This is a genomic window from Serratia sp. FDAARGOS_506, from assembly GCF_003812745.1.
GTDB lineage: Bacteria > Pseudomonadota > Gammaproteobacteria > Enterobacterales > Enterobacteriaceae > Serratia.
Map to the genome: position 1 here is coordinate 3370905 of NZ_CP033831.1, position 17918 is coordinate 3388822.

Genomic DNA, 17918 nt, shown 5'->3' on the forward strand with positions numbered 1-17918 from the left:
GCAATCTATGTAAGCGGATGATTTAGCAATGATGACCCCACCGAAAGCGGAAAAACGCCCTTATCCCATCACCATTCACGGCGACACGCGCGTGGATGACTACTACTGGCTGCGCGACGACGAGCGCGCAGACCGCCAGGTGCTGGACTACCTGCAGGCGGAGAACGCCTACACCGATGCGATGCTGAAGCCGCAGCAGGCGCTGCGCGAAACCCTGTACGAAGAGATGGTGGCACGCATTCCGCAGCAGGAACATTCGGTGCCTTACGTGCGCCACGGCTATCGCTATCAGACGCGCTATGAGCCGGGCAACGAATACGCGATTTCCGTGCGCCAGCCGCAGGCCGAGAGCGAGCACTGGGAGGTGCTTATCGACGGCAACCAGCGCGCCGAGAACCACGAGTTTTACACATTGGGCGGGCTGGACGTCAGCCCCGACAACCAGCGGCTGGGGGTGGCGGAGGATTTCCTGTCGCGCCGCCAGTATGACATTCGCTTCAAGAACCTGGCCGACGGCAGCTGGGCGGACGAAGTGCTGGAGAACACCTCCGGCAGCTTCGAGTGGGCCAACGACTCCTCGACGGTGTACTACGTGCGCAAGCACGCCAAGACGCTGTTGCCGTATCAGGTCTATCGCCACGTGGTGGGCAGCGATCCGCAGCAGGACGAGCTGATTTACGAAGAGCTGGACGATACCTTCTACGTCGGGCTGGAGAAGACCACCTCCGAGCGCTTTATCCTGATCCACCTGAGCAGCACCACCACCTCGGAGATCTTGCTGCTGGACGCCGATCGTGCGGACGCCAAGCCGCAGCTGTTCGTGCCGCGCCGCAAGGATCATGAGTACGCCATCGATCACTATCACCAGCATTTCTACATCCGCTCCAACAAGGACGGCAAGAACTTCGGCCTGTACCAAAGCGAACAGGCGGACGAAGCGCAGTGGCAGACGCTGATCGCCCCGCGCGCCGACGTGATGCTGGAGGGCTTCAGCCTGTTCCGCGACTGGCTGGTGGTGGAAGAACGCAATGCCGGCCTGACGCTGCTGCGCCAGATCCACTGGCAGACTGGCGAAGAGAAGCGCATCGCCTTCGACGATCCGACTTACACCACCTGGCTGGCGTACAACCCGGATCCGGAAACCGCGCTGCTGCGCTACGGCTATTCGTCGATGACCACCCCGACCACGCTGTATGAGCTGAACATGGACAGCGGCGAGCGGACGATGCTCAAACAGCAGGAAGTGAAGAACTTCACGCCGGAAAACTACCGCAGCGAGCGGGTGTGGGTGAAGGCGCGCGATGGCGTCGAGGTGCCGGTTTCGCTGGTGTATCGCCAGGACTGCTTCCAGCGCGGCGCCAACCCGCTGATGGTGTACGGCTACGGTTCTTACGGCAGCAGCATGGATCCGGCGTTCAGCGCCAGCCGCCTGAGCCTGCTGGATCGCGGTTTCGTGTTCGCGCTGGCGCACATTCGCGGCGGCGGCGAGCTGGGGCAGCTGTGGTATGAAGACGGCAAACTGTTCAACAAGCAGAACACCTTCAACGACTTTATCGATGTGACCGAAACGTTGATCGCCCAGGGATACGGCGACGGCAAGCGGGTGTTCGCCATGGGCGGCAGCGCCGGCGGTTTGCTGATGGGCGCGGTGATCAACCAGGCGCCGCAGTTGTTCCACGGCGTGGTGGCACAGGTGCCGTTCGTCGACGTGGTGACCACCATGCTGGATGAGTCCATCCCGCTGACCACCGGCGAATACGACGAGTGGGGCAACCCGAACGAACAGGCCTATTACGACTACATCAAGCAGTACAGCCCGTACGATCAGGTGAAGGCGCAGGCATACCCGCATCTGCTGGTGACCACCGGCCTGCACGATTCGCAGGTGCAATATTGGGAGCCGGCCAAATGGGTGGCCAAACTGCGCGAGCTGAAAACCGACGATCGTCAGCTGCTGCTGTATACGGACATGGATGCCGGCCACGGCGGCAAGTCCGGGCGCTTCAAGGCCTATGAGGATATTGCGCTGGAGTACGCTTTCATTCTGGCGCTGGCAGAGTAACGGCGAACGGCGGGCGGCCTGTGCCGCCCGTTGTGTTAGCCAATCAGATAGTATTTCAGCGTGTGTTTCATGTCCGGGCTCAGATCGTCGATGGATTTCAGCATCCAGCGCAGATAGCCGGGATCTTCCTGGGCGATGCGATCGATCTCCTGCCCGCGATACTTGCCGAACTTGAACTTCTTCAGCAGCACCGGCTGTTCGGTGATCTGCACCATTTGCTCCGGCGTCCAGCCCGAATCCTTGATGATGCGTTGCAGCAACGCAGCGGTGACGTAGCAGTCATACAGCGCGCGGTGCGGGTACAGCGTGGCGTCTGCCGGTAGCTGCACGTCCAGGTTCAGCGCGTAGCGCAGATATTGGTTGCCGTACTTGATGTCCGGATACAGCGTGCGCGCCAGCTTGAGGGTACAGATCCAGGCGCCGTTCATCTCCGGCAGCACGCCGCGATCGAAAGCGGCGTTGTGCGCCACGTAGTAGGGGCTGCCCTGATAGCGGCCGATCGCCACCGCGATGCGCGGTTTGCCTTCCACCATCTGTTCGGTGATGTGATGAATCGCCATCGCGTCGAGGCTGATGGGGCGATCCGGGCTGACCAGATCGCTCATCGGGTTGGTTAACTGACCGTCGAGCAGATCGAGGGAGGCCACTTCCACCACGCCGCCGTCCAGCCCGCAGGTCTCGGTATCTATTACGCGTAACGTCATGTTTTCCTCCGCGTTGCCGTCAGCCCTCAGCTTAACCGGCACAGGCGGCCGTGCCAACCGTCGGAAGTCTTGTCGGCGATGATCAGCCCTGGAGCGTCATCCGGCGCGGCAACCAGGAGCTCTCCCGTATGATTCCAGATGGCGCTGCGGCCAGCCGGGATCCAGCCACCGGTCGGTGCCGCATGGTTGGCCATCAGCGTGAGCATACCGTAACGCCGGGCATAGTCTGCCAGTGCGGCGCTGTCTTTCGCATAACCGGCTTCAGATACCAGTACGCCGGCGGCATAAATGTGCGCACCCGCCCGTGCGGCGGCGCTTGCGTGGTCGGGCTGCGAAGTATCGGCACAGATAGCCAGCGCGACGTTGTGGTGATGGAATTCCAGCAACGAGCCGCCATTACCGGGCGAGAAGTATTGTTGTTCCGCGCCGTGCAGATGCTGTTTGGTATAGGTAGTCAATGCGCCGTTGGGGTGAAAGATCAATGCGACGATATGCAATGCTGGGCCACTGCGCAAAGGCGCGCCGACGATGATCGTCATCTGCCGCGCATGCGCCGCTGCGCTGAGCGGCAGCAGGCGAGGATCGTCCTGAGTCAGCGCCAGCTCGGGGGCGCAGGCCAGCTCGTAGCCGCTCAGCGACAGCTCGGGAAAAACCAGCAACTGCACCTGCTGGTCTGCTGCCTGCGCAACAAATTCAAGGTGACGTTCAAGGTTACAGGCGATATCGGCCGCAGCAGTGGGGTATTGGGCGGCGGCAAGGGTGGGGCAGAACATCGGCCATCTCTCCTGTGAGGCAATAAAAAACCCGCCTAGGCGGGTTTAATGACGAATAGAAGGACGCTTACTCACCAGACGGATGCGCTTTTTTCGCGCGTTTCTCCGCACGTTTCTCGGCTGGGGTTTTCAACGGCTTTTTCTTCGCATTCTTTTTGCTATCCATTCCCTTACTCATGATGGCCTCTCGTTACCTATGATTGGGTGGCTTGCTCGGCCATTAACCGCCTAAAGCCAAGAGGATGCAAGTGGCAAAGTGCGGGTTTTGTTTAACTGGCTGTTTGTGCGTGAAATTTTGTTTTTGGATGACCGGGTGCTAATAATAAATATTATGTTATAATATTACACTTTTAAGTGTTGGGAGAGCGCAATGACAGTCATGACGTTACCGGATGCGCAGCAATTGCTGGCCATGCCGGATTCTGATTATATGAACTCTGTTCAACGGGCGTTTTTCCGCCAACTGTTGCAGGACGAGCGGCAAAAGCTGCTGCTGCACATCGATGAGCTGAAACAAGAGATCGACGGCGGCGAAGCGACGGGCGACGAGGCCGATAAGGCGGCGCGCGAAGAGGATCTGCGTCTGCTGTTCCGCCAGTTGGATCGCGAAAGCCGCCTGCTGCCGAAAATCGATGCGGCGCTGGCGCGGTTGCAAAACGGCGAATACGGCTACTGCCGGGAAACCGGCGAACCTATCGGGCTGGCGCGCCTGCTGCTGCGCCCGACGGCGGAACTGAGCATCGAGGCGAAAACCGCACAGGAGATGCGCGAGCCGCATATGCGCAAAGGTGGCTAATTGAGTCCCGCCGGGGGGCGAATGAGCCCCTCAACTGATTGGGCCTGTGGGTATTTTGCAGACAGGTCGTTGTGATTTTGAGCAAACGCGCGCCGAGTTCTCGGCGCGCGTTCGAGTTTTCGGGTTTTACCGTTGACCTGCCGGGCGGCTTCCGCTTTGATGAAAGCATGACTCACAGAGAGACGGAAAGCGCCATGGAACAATTACGAGGTTTGTACCCGCCGTTAGCGGCATACGACAGCGGTTGGCTGGACACTGGGGATGGCCACCGGATCTACTGGGAGCTGAGCGGCAACCCGAACGGTAAACCGGCGGTATTCATTCACGGCGGGCCGGGCGGCGGCATCTCCCCACATCATCGTCAGCTGTTCGATCCCGAGCGCTACAAGGTGCTGCTGTTCGATCAGCGCGGCTGTGGCCGCTCCCGTCCGCACGCCAGCCTGGACAACAACACCACCTGGCATTTGGTGGCCGATATCGAGCGGCTGCGCGAAATGGCCGGCGTCGATCAATGGCTGGTGTTCGGCGGTTCCTGGGGATCAACGCTGGCGCTCGCCTATGCGCAGACTCACCCGGAACGCGTTAGTGAAATGGTGCTGCGCGGCATCTTCACCCTGCGTAAACAGGAGCTGCATTGGTATTACCAGGACGGCGCTTCACGCTTCTTCCCGGATAAATGGGAGCGCGTGCTGTCCATTCTGTCGGAGGAAGAGCGTAAAGACGTGATCGCCGCCTACCGGCAGCGGCTGACTTCAGCCGATCCGCAGGTGCAGCTCGAAGCGGCCAAGTTGTGGAGCGTATGGGAAGGGGAGACGGTCACGCTGTTGCCGAGCCGCGAATCCGCTTCGTTCGGCGAGGATGATTTCGCACTGGCGTTCGCCCGCATTGAAAACCACTATTTCACCCATCTGGGCTTCCTGGAGAGCGATGACCAGCTGCTGCGCAACGTGCCGCTGATCCGCCATATTCCGGCGGTGATCGTCCATGGCCGCTATGACATGGCCTGCCAGGTGCAGAACGCCTGGGATCTGGCCAAGGCCTGGCCGGAAGCGGAATTGCATATCGTGGAAGGGGCGGGGCATTCCTATGACGAACCGGGCATCTTGCACCAGCTGATGATCGCCACCGACCGGTTCGCCGGCAAGTGACGTAAAAAACCCGCCGTAACGGCGGGTTTTTTGTTATTTGACCTTCGGCTCGTACGGCAGGCGCGAAAACCTGTGGGATTCCGCGCGGTAGTGCGCCACGCGCTCGCGAAAATAATCGCGCAGCGCTTCCGGCTGCTCACGCTCTACCACTTCCGGGATCACCGGCATGTTGTAGCGCTCTTTGTACGCCACGCCTGAGGCGGCGAGATCCACGTTCACCCGGTCCATCTCTTCTTTGGACAGCTCGGCCAGATTGTAACCCACGCTATGCTCCTTACTTACTTTGCCGCTTTGAACCTGCGCAGAAGGTAATCCACCCGGCGGCGCTTGGCAAGCCCGTTGCGCCGCTGCCGCGGGCGATATTTATCCGGGAGTAATGCAATCTATTTATTCTTTTAAATAAGAATGATTCGCTTTTTGATTAAAATAAAAGATGAAAATAATTATCATGTTAATTTACAATGCGGTGATGATATTTTAATTTATTGATATATATGGGTTTTATAATTAATGTGATTTGGGTGTAAATAAGGTGTTTTTATTCTTGCAACAGCAGGGCATAATGCGCGGAAATTAAATTCATGACCTGCAAAATAAAAGGAATCATTATGCTGACGCAAGAAATGACTCAAAAGCTGAATGAGCAACTGAATCTGGAGTTCTACTCCGCCAACCTGTACCTGCAGATGAGCGCATGGTGCAGCGATAAAGGCTTTGAAGGCGCCGCCGCATTTCTTAAAGAGCACTCTCAGGAAGAGATGCAGCATATGCAACGCCTGTTCGACTACCTGAGCGACACCGGCTCTCTGCCGCTGCTGGGCACCATCGCCGCGCCGCCGGTGACGTTCGAATCGCTGGCGGACGTGTTCCAGCAGACCTACGAACACGAACAGCTGATCACCCGCCAGATCAACGAACTGGCGCACGCCGCCATGACCGCACACGATTACTCCACCTTCAACTTCCTGCAGTGGTACGTGGCGGAGCAGCACGAAGAAGAGAAACTGTTCAAATCTGTGCTGGATAAGCTGGCGCTGGTGGGCACCAGCGGCAAAGGTTTGTTCTTCATCGACAAAGATCTGAAGAGAATGGGCGCGATGGGCCAGGGCGGCAACGGCCAGGCTTAATCCGCACCAGAGCATCGAAAAACCGCGCGCGGCCGAGCCTGACGCGCGGTTTTTTTTACCCTGCGTTTATCGCGGTTATGCGGCGATACGTGCTGCCGGATCGCAAAATGCCAGTGATGCGCTCGACTTGCCGCAGCGTGGTCGTTATGATTTACCGCGATACGCTACAGGGATGGTAGAGTCAAAACAGCGGGTTAGCCGATACAACCCGTTTTTCTGTTTACCCGTGGCGCAATCATTTGCGGTGGGTTGGGGCCGCTGATACATCGCCTTGGCTGTGGCCTTAACCCTTATGACCCTCTTTATACTGTTAAGGGATACCACTGTGATCGGTAAAATTCGTTCCTCCTGTCGCCTGCTTTCCACCGTTTTCGTCCTGTTCGTCGGCCTGTCTTCGCAGCAAGCGCTGGCGCACGCCCATCTGAAAGTGGAAACGCCGAAGGCCGACGCCAGCGTCAGCCCGGCGCCGAAAGCGCTGACTCTCAGCTTCTCCGAAGGCATCGAGCCGAACTTCAGCGGCGTGAAAATCACCGGCCCCGACAACGCCGTGGTGAAAACCGGCAAGCTGCAGCTCGATCCGAACAATAACACCCAGGTCAACGTGCCGATCGAAGGCGAGCTGAGCGCGGGCAAATACAACGTCAGCTGGCATGTGGTTTCGGTCGACGGGCATAAAACCAAAGGCCAGTACAGCTTCACCGTAAACTGATCGTGAGTCTGGCGACCCTGTTCGTTCTGTGTCGCTTGGTGCACTTTGCGGCGGTGATGCTGATGTTCGGCATCAGTCTGTTCACCGCCTTACTGTCACCGCAGCGCCTCTCCCCGATCCTCTGCCGCGATGTGCGCCCGCTGTTGCTTGCCGGCACCTGGATTGCCGGGCTTTCCGCCGTGGCGCTGCTGGCCATTCAGGCCGGGCAAATGGGCGACGGTTGGGAAGACGCCTGGCGGCTGGAGGTCTGGTGGGCGGTGCTGGGCACCACCTTCGGCGAGGTGTGGCGCTGGCATCTGGGCCTGTCGCTGCTGGCGATCCTGAGCCTGCTGCTGCCGGAAAGGCCGCGCGCGCAGGCGTTGGCGCTGTGTTCGGCGCTGTTGCTGGTCAGCCTGGCGTTCATCGGCCACGCGGCGATGCACGAAGGCACTCTGGGCGCGCTGCACCGCGCCAACCATGCGGTACACCTGCTGGCCGCTGGCTACTGGTTCGGCAGCCTGGCGCCGCTGCTGGTTTGCCTGCGCTACCTGCAACCGCCGCAGTGGCGCAGCGACGCTATCACCACGCTGATCCGTTTCTCGCGCTGGGGGCACCTGGCGGTGGCGGCGGTGATCGTCACCGGCATCGTCAACAGCCTGATCATTCTCGGCGGTTGGCCGCTCAACCTCGGCTCGCCTTATCAGCGCCTGCTGCTAATTAAAACCGCGCTGGTAGCGCTGATGGTGATGGTGGCGCTGGCCAATCGCTACGCCGTCGTGCCGGCAATGAGCCGCGTGCCGGCGCTGGCGCAGCGCGGCGTGGTGCTGGCCTGCTGGCTCGAAGTCGGGCTGGGGATGGCGGTGCTGCTGCTGGTCAGTTTATTTGCAACCTATGCGCCGGTTTGACATTTCGGCTTGCCGCAACCAGGCAAGCTGCGGGAAAATCGACGCGAATAGCAACCTTAAGGCTAACACATGAAATCGGTATTACTCGGCATTACGCTGCTGGCAACCGCGACCGGCGCGCTGGCGGCAGACAAACTGGTGAACATCACCAAACTGGAATACGGCAAACAGTGGGCGTTCACCAAGGAAGAAGTGACGCTGCAGTGCCGCAGCGGCGGCGCGTTGTTCGTGCTGAATAACAGCACCCTGATGCAATACCCGCTCAACGACGCAGCGGAGCAGCAGGTGAAGAAGGGCCATCAGCGCGCGCAACCGCTGGAGGTGCTCCTGCTGGACGACCCTGCCGAACCGGGGAAAAAAATGAGCCTGGCGCCGTTTATCGAACGCGCCGAGAAGCTGTGCGCTGACTAACCGCTTGTTTGCCAACGCCTTGCCCAACGTACGCGGATTGATGCGCATTTGCCGCATAGTTATTTCGTCACGAAACTATCACGCGGCCGCCGGGCGGCTGGCAAAACTGGCGCGGTAGGCTACTCTTAAAGTGCACGGCTGAACAAGCCCTGCATTAAATGCCAACTTTTAGCGCACGGCTCTCTCCCAAGAGCCATTTCCCTAGACCGAATATAGGAATCGTATTCGGTCTTTTTTTGAGTTGTTGATTTTAAAGGGTTTATTTTCGTTTGTCCGAAAATGTCCGAAATATGTCCGAATTTTGATATTCGGTCTTTTACAGCATCACGTATTCCTTCCCCCTCGTTTTGAGATATTTCAGCGTCATCATTTCCGTTGTATGCCCCAGCAGCTTTTGAGCAAATGCCTTGTCGTTCTGCTTTTCGTACAGGCGGCCGGACAGGCTTCGGATCTCGTGGAACGTCGGCGGGCTTTCCTGAAATTCCAAACCTGATGCTTTCCGCGCGGCGACAAATTTTTTCGTTAGCCCGTCGGGATGGATCGAACCATCTGGGCTATTTTTCCTGATGCCGGCGCTGATCATGAAGTCTGTCGTGCTGACCAATCGGCATCGGTCGATAATGGTGCCAAGCCGGAGGCCCATACATTTCAGTTCAAGATCAAGGGGGAGGGAGAGCAAAGCCCCCGTTTTGCCTTGTTCAACCTGCAGGCGGCCGTCAATGATATGGCTAAAGCGCATTTGTGTCAGATCCTCGCGGCGTTGGCCGGAGACCAGCGCAAGATCCATCGCCAGGCAGAACCACGGCGGCATTGTCTCCGCGGCCTCTCGAATCGGCCCGTATTGCTTCAGCTCCAGACGTTCGCGCTTCACGACAGCTTTCGCCGCGCGGGTCGGGGTCACAGGGTTGTTTTCGATGTGGCCTTCCACGATCGCCTCGCGGAAAATATCTGACAGCACCGATCGCATGGTTGCGGCCATTGTCTTTTTGTTCTGGGCGATCCAAAACTCGATAAATTCGGCGATGTGGCGTGTCGTGATTTTTGTCAGCACCATGTCGCCCAGGCGTTCCCGGATAATGACAATTTGGCCGGCGCGCACTTTGTATGTGTTCTCGGCCAGTTCTCGCCGCTTGAACAGGACATCGTACCGATCGAGCCAGGCGTTTAGCGTGTATTCGTGGCTGCCCTTGATTTTCTCCAGGAGCAGAACGGGAGAGTAATTTTGCTCGATATAGTGGTTGGCTTCAATCGCTTGGGCGATAGCCTCGCGTCGCGAAATCTGGCCGAGAGAGATCTCTTTTTGGTGACTGGATTGCGCCAGTAGAACGCGTTCCGGTTTCGGCGGAATGTCAGGTTTTTAGGCAGTCGCATGTCATATCCCCCCCTTTGCCGAGTCATTAATCACTTTCTCCATAAACGCTGTTCTTGCTGGCTCGATGCTGCGAGCTTCTTTTATTTTTTTGCCTAAGCGAGGATCGCTTGGGTCTATGTATATGGCACCAGGTACAAGCCTGTATTGCTTACCGTGTTTTTCAGCCGCCGGGTAAAAATTGCCGTTTCGAGCCCAGCGCTGAAGAGTTTGCAATGACGGTTTTTTCCCAGGATAAGTGCTATTGCACCATTCCTCTAGGGTCAAAAATACGGCGTGGCTAGTGCTGTTGATTGTGTTTGGAAGATGACTATTGCAACTCCCCTGGATCAATTTGTTGGACATGGCCTTTCCTCAGTTTCAGCTTCAGTAATTGGGCGATTGCGTCGTCGGTCACACGACACGCCCGGGCGATATCGTCATCGCTCAGCGTCGCAGGAGATGGCGGCAGATCTGCATGATTACCGCCCTGATTGGTGCATGCGCACCTGCGAGACGCGCGTCGCGGTGTGGGTGAAAACGGCGGAGTTCATGCTTTACCGTCCGATGAGTGATGCATTTGAGATGAATAGCGAGCGATTTTATCGTTGACTTTGCGCGGAAATTGATTAAATTGGCATAAGCTTCGCGAAGTTATATCCGCAGCGACAAATTCAAAAGAAACCCGCCGTCGTGCGGGTTTTTTGCTAAGATGCATCCATTTACCTTGGAGAGCATCATGGTGTGGCAAGGGGTTCCCTATCCTTTAGAAAATTCAGATGTAATTCTTTCTATGGCATTAAAGAGCATTCCTAAAATTGTCGTTGATACCCCTTTTTCCTGGGAGACAGTATTGAGTGCTGCTATTGCTGGCTTGATACCTGCTGTCATCGCGTATCTCGCAATGAACCAGAACTTTAAGCTTGCCAATCATCAAAATAAATTACAGGAAAGTGTTGAGTTTACTCGTATCTTTAGAGCTGCTGCAGCGGAGCTGTTAACTGATATTGTGTTGCTCGCATCAGCCTTCGAACAATGGCACATTTCCGGGTTTAAGGAATTAGCATTGTCAGGTAAGCGGGTTCAAACTCCAACTGAAGTCAGCGCAGCTGAAAGATCTGCTGAGAAGAGTAAAAATAACCTTCTTCTTTTAATTGAACCAGATAGTGAAGGCGCTGAGATAGTTCAGTTAATTGCAAATATGCAAGACAAGCTTAGAGCCTACCTAATTCACGAAAAGGTAAGCCAAGAACATCGCGACGAGTTCAATAAAGCAACAAGTGATTTCATATTTGGGTGCCATAAGTATTTAGATGGCAAAGGCCTAAATAAATAAAAAATCTGTATAACCATTCATAGCCCGGCAACCGCCGGGCTTTTTCATTTCTGCACTGCCCGCCGCGGCCCGCGGAGGTGGGAATCATGAAAATGAACGACAGCTACTCGAACGCTACCTATTGGCTTGCGGGCATATCTGCCTTTTTCGCCGGGTTAACGCTGCAGGACTGGGGTTTCATCATTGGCCTGGCCGTCAGTATCGCCCTGGGCATATTGACCTACCGCCTCAATTGGCGAGAGCAGATGAAACGAACGCAGATCCTGTGCGACATTTTGAGCAAGACCAACAGCGCCAACCCATCAGCCACCGCGACAATCGTCGCAGAATTGGGCTAAAAAGCTCCGAGAGAAATCTGATGAATTCCAGCCTGAGAAATAAAATCGTCGCTGCCATAACCGGTGGCGGCGGGGCGATTGCGATCGCCACTGCAATGCTCTGCGGCCACGATGGGTTAGAGGGGTGGCGGTATGTGGCCTATCGCGACGTCGTCGGCGTTCTGACGGTCTGCGATGGACATACCGGCGCCGATATTATCCTCGGCAAGCGATACAGCGACGCAGAATGCGATGCGCTGTTGAAATCTGACTTGCAGAAAGTCGCACGGATTGTCGATCCCGCGATCAAGGTGAAAACCACGGAAACCCAGCGCGCCGCTATTTACTCGTTCTCGTACAACGTCGGTCCGTATGCGTTTATCGGCTCCACGATGCTTAAAAAATTGAATGCCGGCGACCCAGCCGGCGCGTGCGGTGAACTGAAGCGCTGGAAGTATGCCGGCGGCAAAGAGTGGAAAGGGCTAATCACCCGGCGTGAAGTCGAAAACACAGTCTGCACCTGGGGCCAATCATGAACGGCTGGATAAGCAAGATCGCCGGCGGCAGCCTGGCGCTTCTTTTGCTGGTGGCTATCTGCCTTGGCGGTTACAGCTCGCTGTTATCGCACCGGTTGCAGTTGGCACGCCAACAGGCCGCAGAACAGCAGAAGGCGCTGGCGCAACAGGCAGGACTGATCACCACCCTGCGCGCCGATGACGCCCGTAATCGCGTAATGATGGCCGAACAGCAACGGAGAGAGCAGCAGCTGCGCCAGCAGGGCGAAAACTACCAGAGGAAATATCGTGAAGCAATCCAGAATGACGAGTGTAGCCGGCGCGCTGCTCCTCCCGCTGTTCTTGGCCTCCTGCGCGGAACAGATACCACAGCCGCCGGTGCCACTGGTGCTATTGCCCCCTGAATCGGTGTTCACCCCCTGTGAGCAACCAAAACTGCAGGGTGAAACATGGGGCGACATTGGCAGCCACGCATTGTCGCTCCAGATAGCTTTATCAATCTGCGCTAGCAAGATTACCACTTTAACCCGTTGGCGTAGCGAAATTTGATTTAATGATGATGCGACCTAAAGAACCAGGTTGTTAAGAACCTGTCGCTGTGATAAAAGCTAGGGCAAAATCATCAGCAAGGATGGCTCCATGCTTTCACCTAAGTTATTTAGCTCCCTCATGGGACAAGCTAATCAAAGTGGGGAGAAGTCTACAGTCGTACATACATTGATTTGGCTGATAGGAGTTCTGTTCACTGTTGTTGTTTTGCTTGTTATATATCAAGCACCGATTTGGGTGTTAGCGTCAGTGCTGATAGTTGCATTGTTAGGTTGTTTGTTTTTTGGGTATGTGTTTATTTTTTGCCTAAAAAATGACCCTGATTTACTCAGAAGTGAGAAGTTAGTCCTCCAAAAACTCGCTATCGAAAGAAGAGTTATTGGAGATAGCGCTACTGGTGAGAGGGATGAAACAAAATATATAGAACAAGATGACGATTCTACCGCTAAAATCGGGAACAGTATTGATGCAGCGGAGGATAAATGAGAAGGAAATACATTGTTGCTCTCGACTCGTCCACTGCCGAGCAGAATGAAGAGTTTAGAAAATATATAAAAAAAAATGGTATGGGATGGTGGCACTGGCTAAACAATTTTTGGCTTTTAACCGACAGTGAAGGAAAGAAAACTGCAGGTGATATTCGTACAGATATTCGCAAGTTTTTCCCTGGAATTCGTCTACTAGTCCTTCAGATTGACAAAGAGGGGGATACGTGGGCAGGGTTTGGCCCGAATAGTGATGAAAAAAATATGTTCACTTGGTTGAAAAGTACGTGGGATAAAGACCTAGATTAATCTGTAACCGCCTTCGGGCGGTTTTTTCCTGTTATAGAGGATCTATAAGGTGCTGAATCTTTGCGTTACAATACTCTTCATCACATAGAGAGGATTGTATGGATACCGACATTATCGCTTTAGAATCGCTTTTCGTGGCTAGAGATGCGTTAACGGTGGCGAAAGAAACAGCCGACTGGACGTTTTGGATGACTATAGGAACGTGGATTTCTGGAATAGCAACGTTTTTTGCAATTGTCACCTCGCTTTACATCGCCAGTCGTAAACCCGTTGCTCATGTAGAGGCTTCGATGCATGTGGGAAGATACATCTATGATGGTATCAATTTACTCGGTGAATTCTACTATGTAACTAACTTGGGGATGCTGCCAATAATGATAAGTTCAATTCATTGGGAGTTCGGGAAGCAAACTCACAAATTTATTCATTTCAATCACTCAATGTCATCTCTCCTGCCAAAGAAAGTCGAACATGGGGAGAAGGCTGCATTTTTTTTACCATTTAATGATAAATCTGAGTGGGAAAGTGATTTAAAAAGATTCATTGAAGAAAATCAGGTGGATGTAAATAAAATAAAGGTTTACGTTACATTGGCAACGGGTAAGAGAATAAAATTTAAAATAAAATCTGAAATATTAGACGGTATCAAGAAAGCTAATTAAACCGCCTCCGGGCGGTTTTTTTGCCCATCACAGAGCATCTATTCAGGTGCTGCGTCATGCGCAAGCAAAGCCACAGGCGACACCCTATTCAGGTGCTGCGTCATGCGCAAGCAAAGCCACAGGCGACACCCACCGATCACTCAGATCATGGTTGCCCATGGCTTTTTTTATTCACGGAGAACGTTATGGCAAAACAGGATTGGGGAGCCATTCAAAAGCTGTTCCTCGCCGAATACGCCAAAACCAAGATCTCCCCGAAAGAATGGTGTGAGGCTAACGGCTACAACTACGCCACCGCACGCCGGCATATAAAAATTCCTGCGCAAGGGAAAGAAAATAAAGCGCAAAAAAAAATGCGCAGTGCGCAAGATGCGCAAATTCCAGAAAATCCCGTGCCAGTTACGCCCGGCGTTACAGCTGCTGGTGGCGATGACGAGGGGAAGGGCAAAGAAAGCCCAAGCCTTTTAAAACCGCAGTATGAACAATTTGCGCAGAACATTGCGCAGGGCATGCCACAGAAAGAGGCCGCGATTTGCGCAGGCTACGCGCCTACGAATGCCGAATCGCAAGCCTCAATCCTGATGAGCCGGCCGGATGTAAAAGCCCGCGTGCAGGAATTGCGCAAGGCTGCTGCGCTGTTGGTTTCGTTCAACGCCGGCCACCTGGCGGAGCTGTCGTATAAATCTGCGCAGCTGGCGCTGCAAAATAAAAAATTCGGCCAGGTCGCGCCGAACGTGAAGAACGCCGCGCAGCTGACCGGCATCGACATGAGCACGAATAAAACCGAAGTGAATGTCGATCTGGCCGGTTTGAGCTACGGCAAAGTTTGCATCGTGACACCGGCGAACTGCCCGGCGGACGTGTGGGCTGCTCACATGGAAAAGCTGCGTGAGGGAAAGCCAACTGCCCAGTCATAATTGACGGCGTTCTGTACGCATTCAGCAGTAACTGGGCGACAGATGCGGTGCCTGTTGCTGATAAGACCCTACCAGCAGGCATGGATTTAAACGCAATAATCTAACATGATGAATACTTCCAGAACGCGACTAGCAACGCCACGTTAGTCTTAAACTCCCCAAAGGTTGTGGCTGCGCGCTAAAGTGTTTCGATCAGAGATGATGTTGGTACGTGCTGCCAGGTGTATATGCCGTACAACTCAACGATTGAACATCGGCGCTATGCATTCGGCGAGCCGCTGGTGTTCTCTACATGGAAGGCATATTGATGAATCGTGGCCGGCACTCGTCGGCCTGATAACATCAATAACCTCGTAGCTTTTTGATGAGGCTGTCGCCGAGCCAACAAATGATACAAAATATTGCTATTGTCGATAAAATGGCAACGACGCGCTGAGTTATCGTGTCGAAGCTAAAGAAAAAATAGATACATAATAGAAACCCAATCCCCCCGATTAACTGATAGAAAAATTCAAAGAAAAAAGAGAGTATGCGGATATGGATGCTGTCTTTTCTCATTTCATTTTTTCCTCAATGTTTTGCAGCAATCTATTAAACTCTGCATCACCTTGGTTTTTACGTACAGCCAAAGCTTCTATGAATGGATCAACATAGGGTTGAACTAAAAAGTATATAAAGTCCAAATTTCCGGCACTTCTAAGCTTGTAGTAAACGGCACTATGCATACGTTCGAGACCGATTGATTTGTATATGCTTCGTTCTATCATTCCGCCAGCCATCAGCGTGAAGCTTGTAGCAACGCCTGCACCTCGAGTAATCATGGCCGCACCGCCTGCTGATATGATGCTATTCACTATTCTCGATGAAATCAGGGAGGTGGTAAGCATTCTGCCGGCGGATGCGGAGCCTACGGCCCTAAATATTTTGTCTTGCGTCTCTTGTGGGATGTGCGCAGTGAATGCATCGATGATGATTTTAGTCGTTCTGATAACTTGATGATAGTTCAATAAACCGGACTTCATTGACCGCATCATGCGAATGCGTTCGTCTTCCATCTTGCGACGATTGCTTGTGTCAAAAATGCCCAAAGCTAGATAGCCAAAATCGACAGGCACAGACATTGCGCCGTCAAGCAGCCCCACAACTGTTTCTGGGGAGACAATGACTTTTACTATCCGTTCCACTATCTCTGTGTTGTTCACTTCAATCCCTCGAAATTTTTATGGTTGTAACATAACGGACGTGGGGAGATGTTTCAATGCTTGGCCAATGTGGTCGTCAGAGCGAAAATCGAACTTTTGGATCTGGCGCAGGTTTTTAATTCGCACCACCGGTTTTCTCATTGATGCCGATGATAAAAATGACAGCGTACCGTCATGACCTCTGTCCTGTAACGCATGAGTTTGGGGAATAAACGCGCACAAATAATGTCGCTCCTGCGATACGAAGCCATGTTCAATTCATCCGGTCAATTTGTTAGGATCGCCTGACCTACATGACTATTGGTTCAGTACATTGAAAATTAAAGCGCTGTTATTTGTTGCGTTGGCCGCGCTGGCCGGCTGCAGCCAGGAGGGAACCTCGATGAATCAGCCCGCAAACGAGAAAGGCGGCCAAACGGAAGTGTTACTGGTGAACAGCGCGCTGGTGGACTGCGTGGGCGTCGGCCCGATGAAGTGCATGCAGGTGCGCCGCTCCGCGCAGCAGCCGTGGGAGTTGTTCTATACCGGCATCGAGGGTTTCACCTTCGAACCGGGTTATCAGTATCGGCTGAAAGTGCGCGTCACTCCGGTGGAGAACGTGCCGGCCGATGCCTCATCGCTGCGTTATACACTGATTGAGCAGCTGGAAAAGAACAAGGCGTAATGATTATCAGGCCGGGCGAAGTGCGCCTGGCCTGCTGTTTTATAGCGTTAATCCCATTTCCGCCGCGACTTGCTCCAACTGGTAGCGTGACGTGCGCGTGAGTGACGGCTCCTTATCGACATAGTAGGCGTAAGCGATAACGCCAATCGACAGCGCCCAGGCGCGGCCGCGCCGCCAGGTCTCATCGTCCACCTTCACCGCCTGGCGGAAATGTTCGCGGGCCTCCGCTCCCATCAGGTTCCAGGCAACTATCATATCGACTGCAGGATCGCCGATGGCGATGCCACCCCAGTCGATCACCGCAGCCAGCTCACCGTTGTCGATCAGCAGATTGCCGGGTTGAATGTCCGTATGCAGCCAGCACGCGCCGTCGGTGTTTTCACTCACCTGACTCACGCTGTCCCATGCTTGCAGTAGGGCGGCAGCGTCGAGGTGAGGGGCGCACTGGGCGATGGATTCGCGAGTGAGGGCGTCTCTGGCGCTGACCGGGCCGCCGCGATAAGCGCTGATCGCGTGGCCTGCGGTTGGGATGGCGTGGAGTGCGCGCACGAACTCACCCAATTGCGTCGCCAGCAGCGGGCTGCACTCGCCGCAGGTGGGCGTGCGGCCGGCGATCCAGCGGCCGATGCTCCAGGCGAAAGGATAGTGGCCGTTCGGCTTACCTAGGGCCAAGGGCGCGGAAATCGGCACCGGCAGATGAGGTGCCAGCAACGCGGGGTAGCGGTTCTCGCGCGCCAGCGCTTCGGCCGCCGAGGCGGTACGCGGCAGGCGAATGCATAACTCGTCGCCGAGCCGCAGCATCACGTTGTCGGTACCGCCGGTGGTGACGAGTTCGATGGGTAACGCCGCCCAGGCCGGGAATTGTTCGGCGAGCATGGCTCGGACATGGGGGAGGGAAATCTCGGCCTCATCGGCATGTATTTTGGGAATGGCATTCACCCGGTACGGCTCCTTCACTGGCGCGGGGGCGCGGCCCCGACTGGTCTGTTCACTGCGCTTG

The 17918-nt window shown here is 54.9% G+C and carries 23 protein-coding genes and 1 pseudogene; 17 read left to right on the forward strand and 7 right to left on the reverse strand.

Annotation, left to right across the window (positions count from 1 at the left end; genetic code table 11):
- Nucleotides 1-28 precede the first annotated feature (28 nt).
- Nucleotides 29-2062, forward strand: a complete 2034-nt coding sequence (locus EGY12_RS16380) for a S9 family peptidase (protein WP_123894629.1) — start codon at nt 29-31, stop codon at nt 2060-2062.
- Between the two features lie 35 nt (nt 2063-2097).
- Here EGY12_RS16380 and exoX read toward each other — a convergent pair whose 3' ends face one another.
- Nucleotides 2098-2766 carry an exodeoxyribonuclease X gene (exoX, locus tag EGY12_RS16385; RefSeq protein ID WP_004928833.1) on the reverse strand — a complete coding sequence of 223 codons (669 nt, stop codon included), beginning with the start codon at nt 2764-2766 and terminating at the stop codon, nt 2098-2100.
- A 26-nt stretch (nt 2767-2792) separates the two neighbouring features.
- Nucleotides 2793-3539 carry a carbon-nitrogen hydrolase family protein gene (locus EGY12_RS16390; RefSeq protein ID WP_123894630.1) on the reverse strand — a complete coding sequence of 249 codons (747 nt, stop codon included), beginning with the start codon at nt 3537-3539 and terminating at the stop codon, nt 2793-2795.
- 370 nt (nt 3540-3909) lie between these two features.
- On the opposite strand from EGY12_RS16390, the gene dksA reads away from it, so the two are divergent.
- Together dksA and pip are read left to right on the forward strand one after the other, a co-directional pair.
- Nucleotides 3910-4335, forward strand: a complete 426-nt coding sequence (dksA, locus tag EGY12_RS16395) for an RNA polymerase-binding protein DksA (protein WP_123894631.1) — start codon at nt 3910-3912, stop codon at nt 4333-4335.
- 194 nt (nt 4336-4529) lie between these two features.
- On the forward strand, nt 4530-5483 hold the full coding sequence (gene pip, locus EGY12_RS16400; RefSeq protein ID WP_123894632.1) for a prolyl aminopeptidase: 954 nt from the start codon (nt 4530-4532) through the stop codon (nt 5481-5483).
- A gap of 33 nt (nt 5484-5516) precedes the next feature.
- On the opposite strand, the gene EGY12_RS16405 is transcribed toward pip, so the two are convergent.
- Nucleotides 5517-5747 (reverse strand): DNA polymerase III subunit theta, encoded by a 231-nt coding sequence (locus EGY12_RS16405; protein WP_033638067.1) that lies wholly within the window; start codon nt 5745-5747, stop codon nt 5517-5519.
- 344 nt (nt 5748-6091) lie between these two features.
- Between EGY12_RS16405 and ftnA the strand changes: the two genes are divergently transcribed.
- The 4 genes from ftnA (at nt 6092) to EGY12_RS16425 (ending at nt 8614) form a co-directional block, all read left to right on the forward strand.
- On the forward strand, nt 6092-6610 hold the full coding sequence (gene ftnA, locus EGY12_RS16410) for a non-heme ferritin (protein ID WP_123894633.1): 519 nt from the start codon (nt 6092-6094) through the stop codon (nt 6608-6610).
- A gap of 292 nt (nt 6611-6902) precedes the next feature.
- The gene (gene yobA, locus EGY12_RS16415) at nt 6903-7319 is read left to right on the forward strand and encodes a CopC domain-containing protein YobA (RefSeq protein ID WP_046686875.1); all 417 of its coding nucleotides are present in this window, start codon (nt 6903-6905) and stop codon (nt 7317-7319) included.
- Nucleotides 7320-7321: 2 nt separating this feature from the next.
- The gene (copD, locus tag EGY12_RS16420; RefSeq protein ID WP_123894634.1) at nt 7322-8203 is read left to right on the forward strand and encodes a copper homeostasis membrane protein CopD; all 882 of its coding nucleotides are present in this window, start codon (nt 7322-7324) and stop codon (nt 8201-8203) included.
- A gap of 69 nt (nt 8204-8272) precedes the next feature.
- The gene (locus tag EGY12_RS16425) at nt 8273-8614 is read left to right on the forward strand and encodes a YebY family protein (RefSeq protein ID WP_025302452.1); all 342 of its coding nucleotides are present in this window, start codon (nt 8273-8275) and stop codon (nt 8612-8614) included.
- A gap of 316 nt (nt 8615-8930) precedes the next feature.
- Here the strand turns inward: EGY12_RS16425 and EGY12_RS16430 are convergent.
- Nucleotides 8931-10012, reverse strand: a pseudogene (locus EGY12_RS16430) (tyrosine-type recombinase/integrase).
- A complete protein-coding gene (locus EGY12_RS16440; RefSeq protein ID WP_123894637.1) occupies nt 9987-10328 on the reverse strand; it encodes an excisionase in 342 nt (113 codons plus the stop codon). The pseudogene EGY12_RS16430 and the gene EGY12_RS16440 overlap by 26 nt, the downstream one beginning before the upstream one ends.
- A 96-nt stretch (nt 10329-10424) precedes the next feature.
- On the opposite strand from EGY12_RS16440, the gene EGY12_RS16445 reads away from it, so the two are divergent.
- The 9 genes from EGY12_RS16445 to EGY12_RS16485 all read left to right on the forward strand — a co-directional run bounded on the left by EGY12_RS16445 (nt 10425) and on the right by EGY12_RS16485 (nt 15052).
- Nucleotides 10425-10574, forward strand: coding sequence for a DUF1133 family protein (locus EGY12_RS16445; RefSeq protein ID WP_253722827.1), 150 nt, complete (start codon nt 10425-10427; stop codon nt 10572-10574).
- Between the two features lie 100 nt (nt 10575-10674).
- Nucleotides 10675-11298 (forward strand): hypothetical protein, encoded by a 624-nt coding sequence (locus EGY12_RS16450; protein WP_123894638.1) that lies wholly within the window; start codon nt 10675-10677, stop codon nt 11296-11298.
- A gap of 86 nt (nt 11299-11384) precedes the next feature.
- Nucleotides 11385-11636: a hypothetical protein gene (locus EGY12_RS16455; protein WP_123894639.1), complete on the forward strand. Its 252-nt coding sequence runs from the start codon at nt 11385-11387 to the stop codon at nt 11634-11636.
- Between the two features lie 20 nt (nt 11637-11656).
- On the forward strand, nt 11657-12151 hold the full coding sequence (locus tag EGY12_RS16460) for a lysozyme (RefSeq protein ID WP_123894640.1): 495 nt from the start codon (nt 11657-11659) through the stop codon (nt 12149-12151).
- Nucleotides 12148-12534 (forward strand): DUF2570 domain-containing protein, encoded by a 387-nt coding sequence (locus tag EGY12_RS16465; protein ID WP_123894641.1) that lies wholly within the window; start codon nt 12148-12150, stop codon nt 12532-12534. Before EGY12_RS16460 ends, EGY12_RS16465 begins: the two co-directional genes overlap by 4 nt.
- A 235-nt stretch (nt 12535-12769) precedes the next feature.
- On the forward strand, nt 12770-13165 hold the full coding sequence (locus EGY12_RS16470) for a hypothetical protein (RefSeq protein WP_123894642.1): 396 nt from the start codon (nt 12770-12772) through the stop codon (nt 13163-13165).
- Nucleotides 13162-13473: a hypothetical protein gene (locus EGY12_RS16475; RefSeq protein ID WP_123894643.1), complete on the forward strand. Its 312-nt coding sequence runs from the start codon at nt 13162-13164 to the stop codon at nt 13471-13473. Before EGY12_RS16470 ends, EGY12_RS16475 begins: the two co-directional genes overlap by 4 nt.
- A gap of 98 nt (nt 13474-13571) precedes the next feature.
- Complete coding sequence (locus EGY12_RS16480) at nt 13572-14135, forward strand: hypothetical protein (protein ID WP_123894644.1); 564 nt, start codon at nt 13572-13574, stop codon at nt 14133-14135.
- A gap of 185 nt (nt 14136-14320) precedes the next feature.
- Entirely contained in the window at nt 14321-15052 is a 732-nt protein-coding gene (locus EGY12_RS16485) for a terminase small subunit (RefSeq protein WP_123895615.1), read from the forward strand.
- A gap of 554 nt (nt 15053-15606) precedes the next feature.
- Here EGY12_RS16485 and EGY12_RS16490 read toward each other — a convergent pair.
- Nucleotides 15607-16254 (reverse strand): hypothetical protein, encoded by a 648-nt coding sequence (locus tag EGY12_RS16490; protein WP_123894645.1) that lies wholly within the window; start codon nt 16252-16254, stop codon nt 15607-15609.
- A gap of 313 nt (nt 16255-16567) precedes the next feature.
- Between EGY12_RS16490 and EGY12_RS16495 the strand changes: the two genes are divergently transcribed.
- Nucleotides 16568-16918 (forward strand): DUF4377 domain-containing protein, encoded by a 351-nt coding sequence (locus EGY12_RS16495; RefSeq protein ID WP_004940949.1) that lies wholly within the window; start codon nt 16568-16570, stop codon nt 16916-16918.
- A 39-nt stretch (nt 16919-16957) separates the two neighbouring features.
- Here EGY12_RS16495 and EGY12_RS16500 read toward each other — a convergent pair whose 3' ends face one another.
- Nucleotides 16958-17794 carry an aminoglycoside phosphotransferase family protein gene (locus EGY12_RS16500; protein ID WP_253722832.1) on the reverse strand — a complete coding sequence of 279 codons (837 nt, stop codon included), beginning with the start codon at nt 17792-17794 and terminating at the stop codon, nt 16958-16960.
- Between the last annotated feature and the right edge of the window lie 124 nt (nt 17795-17918).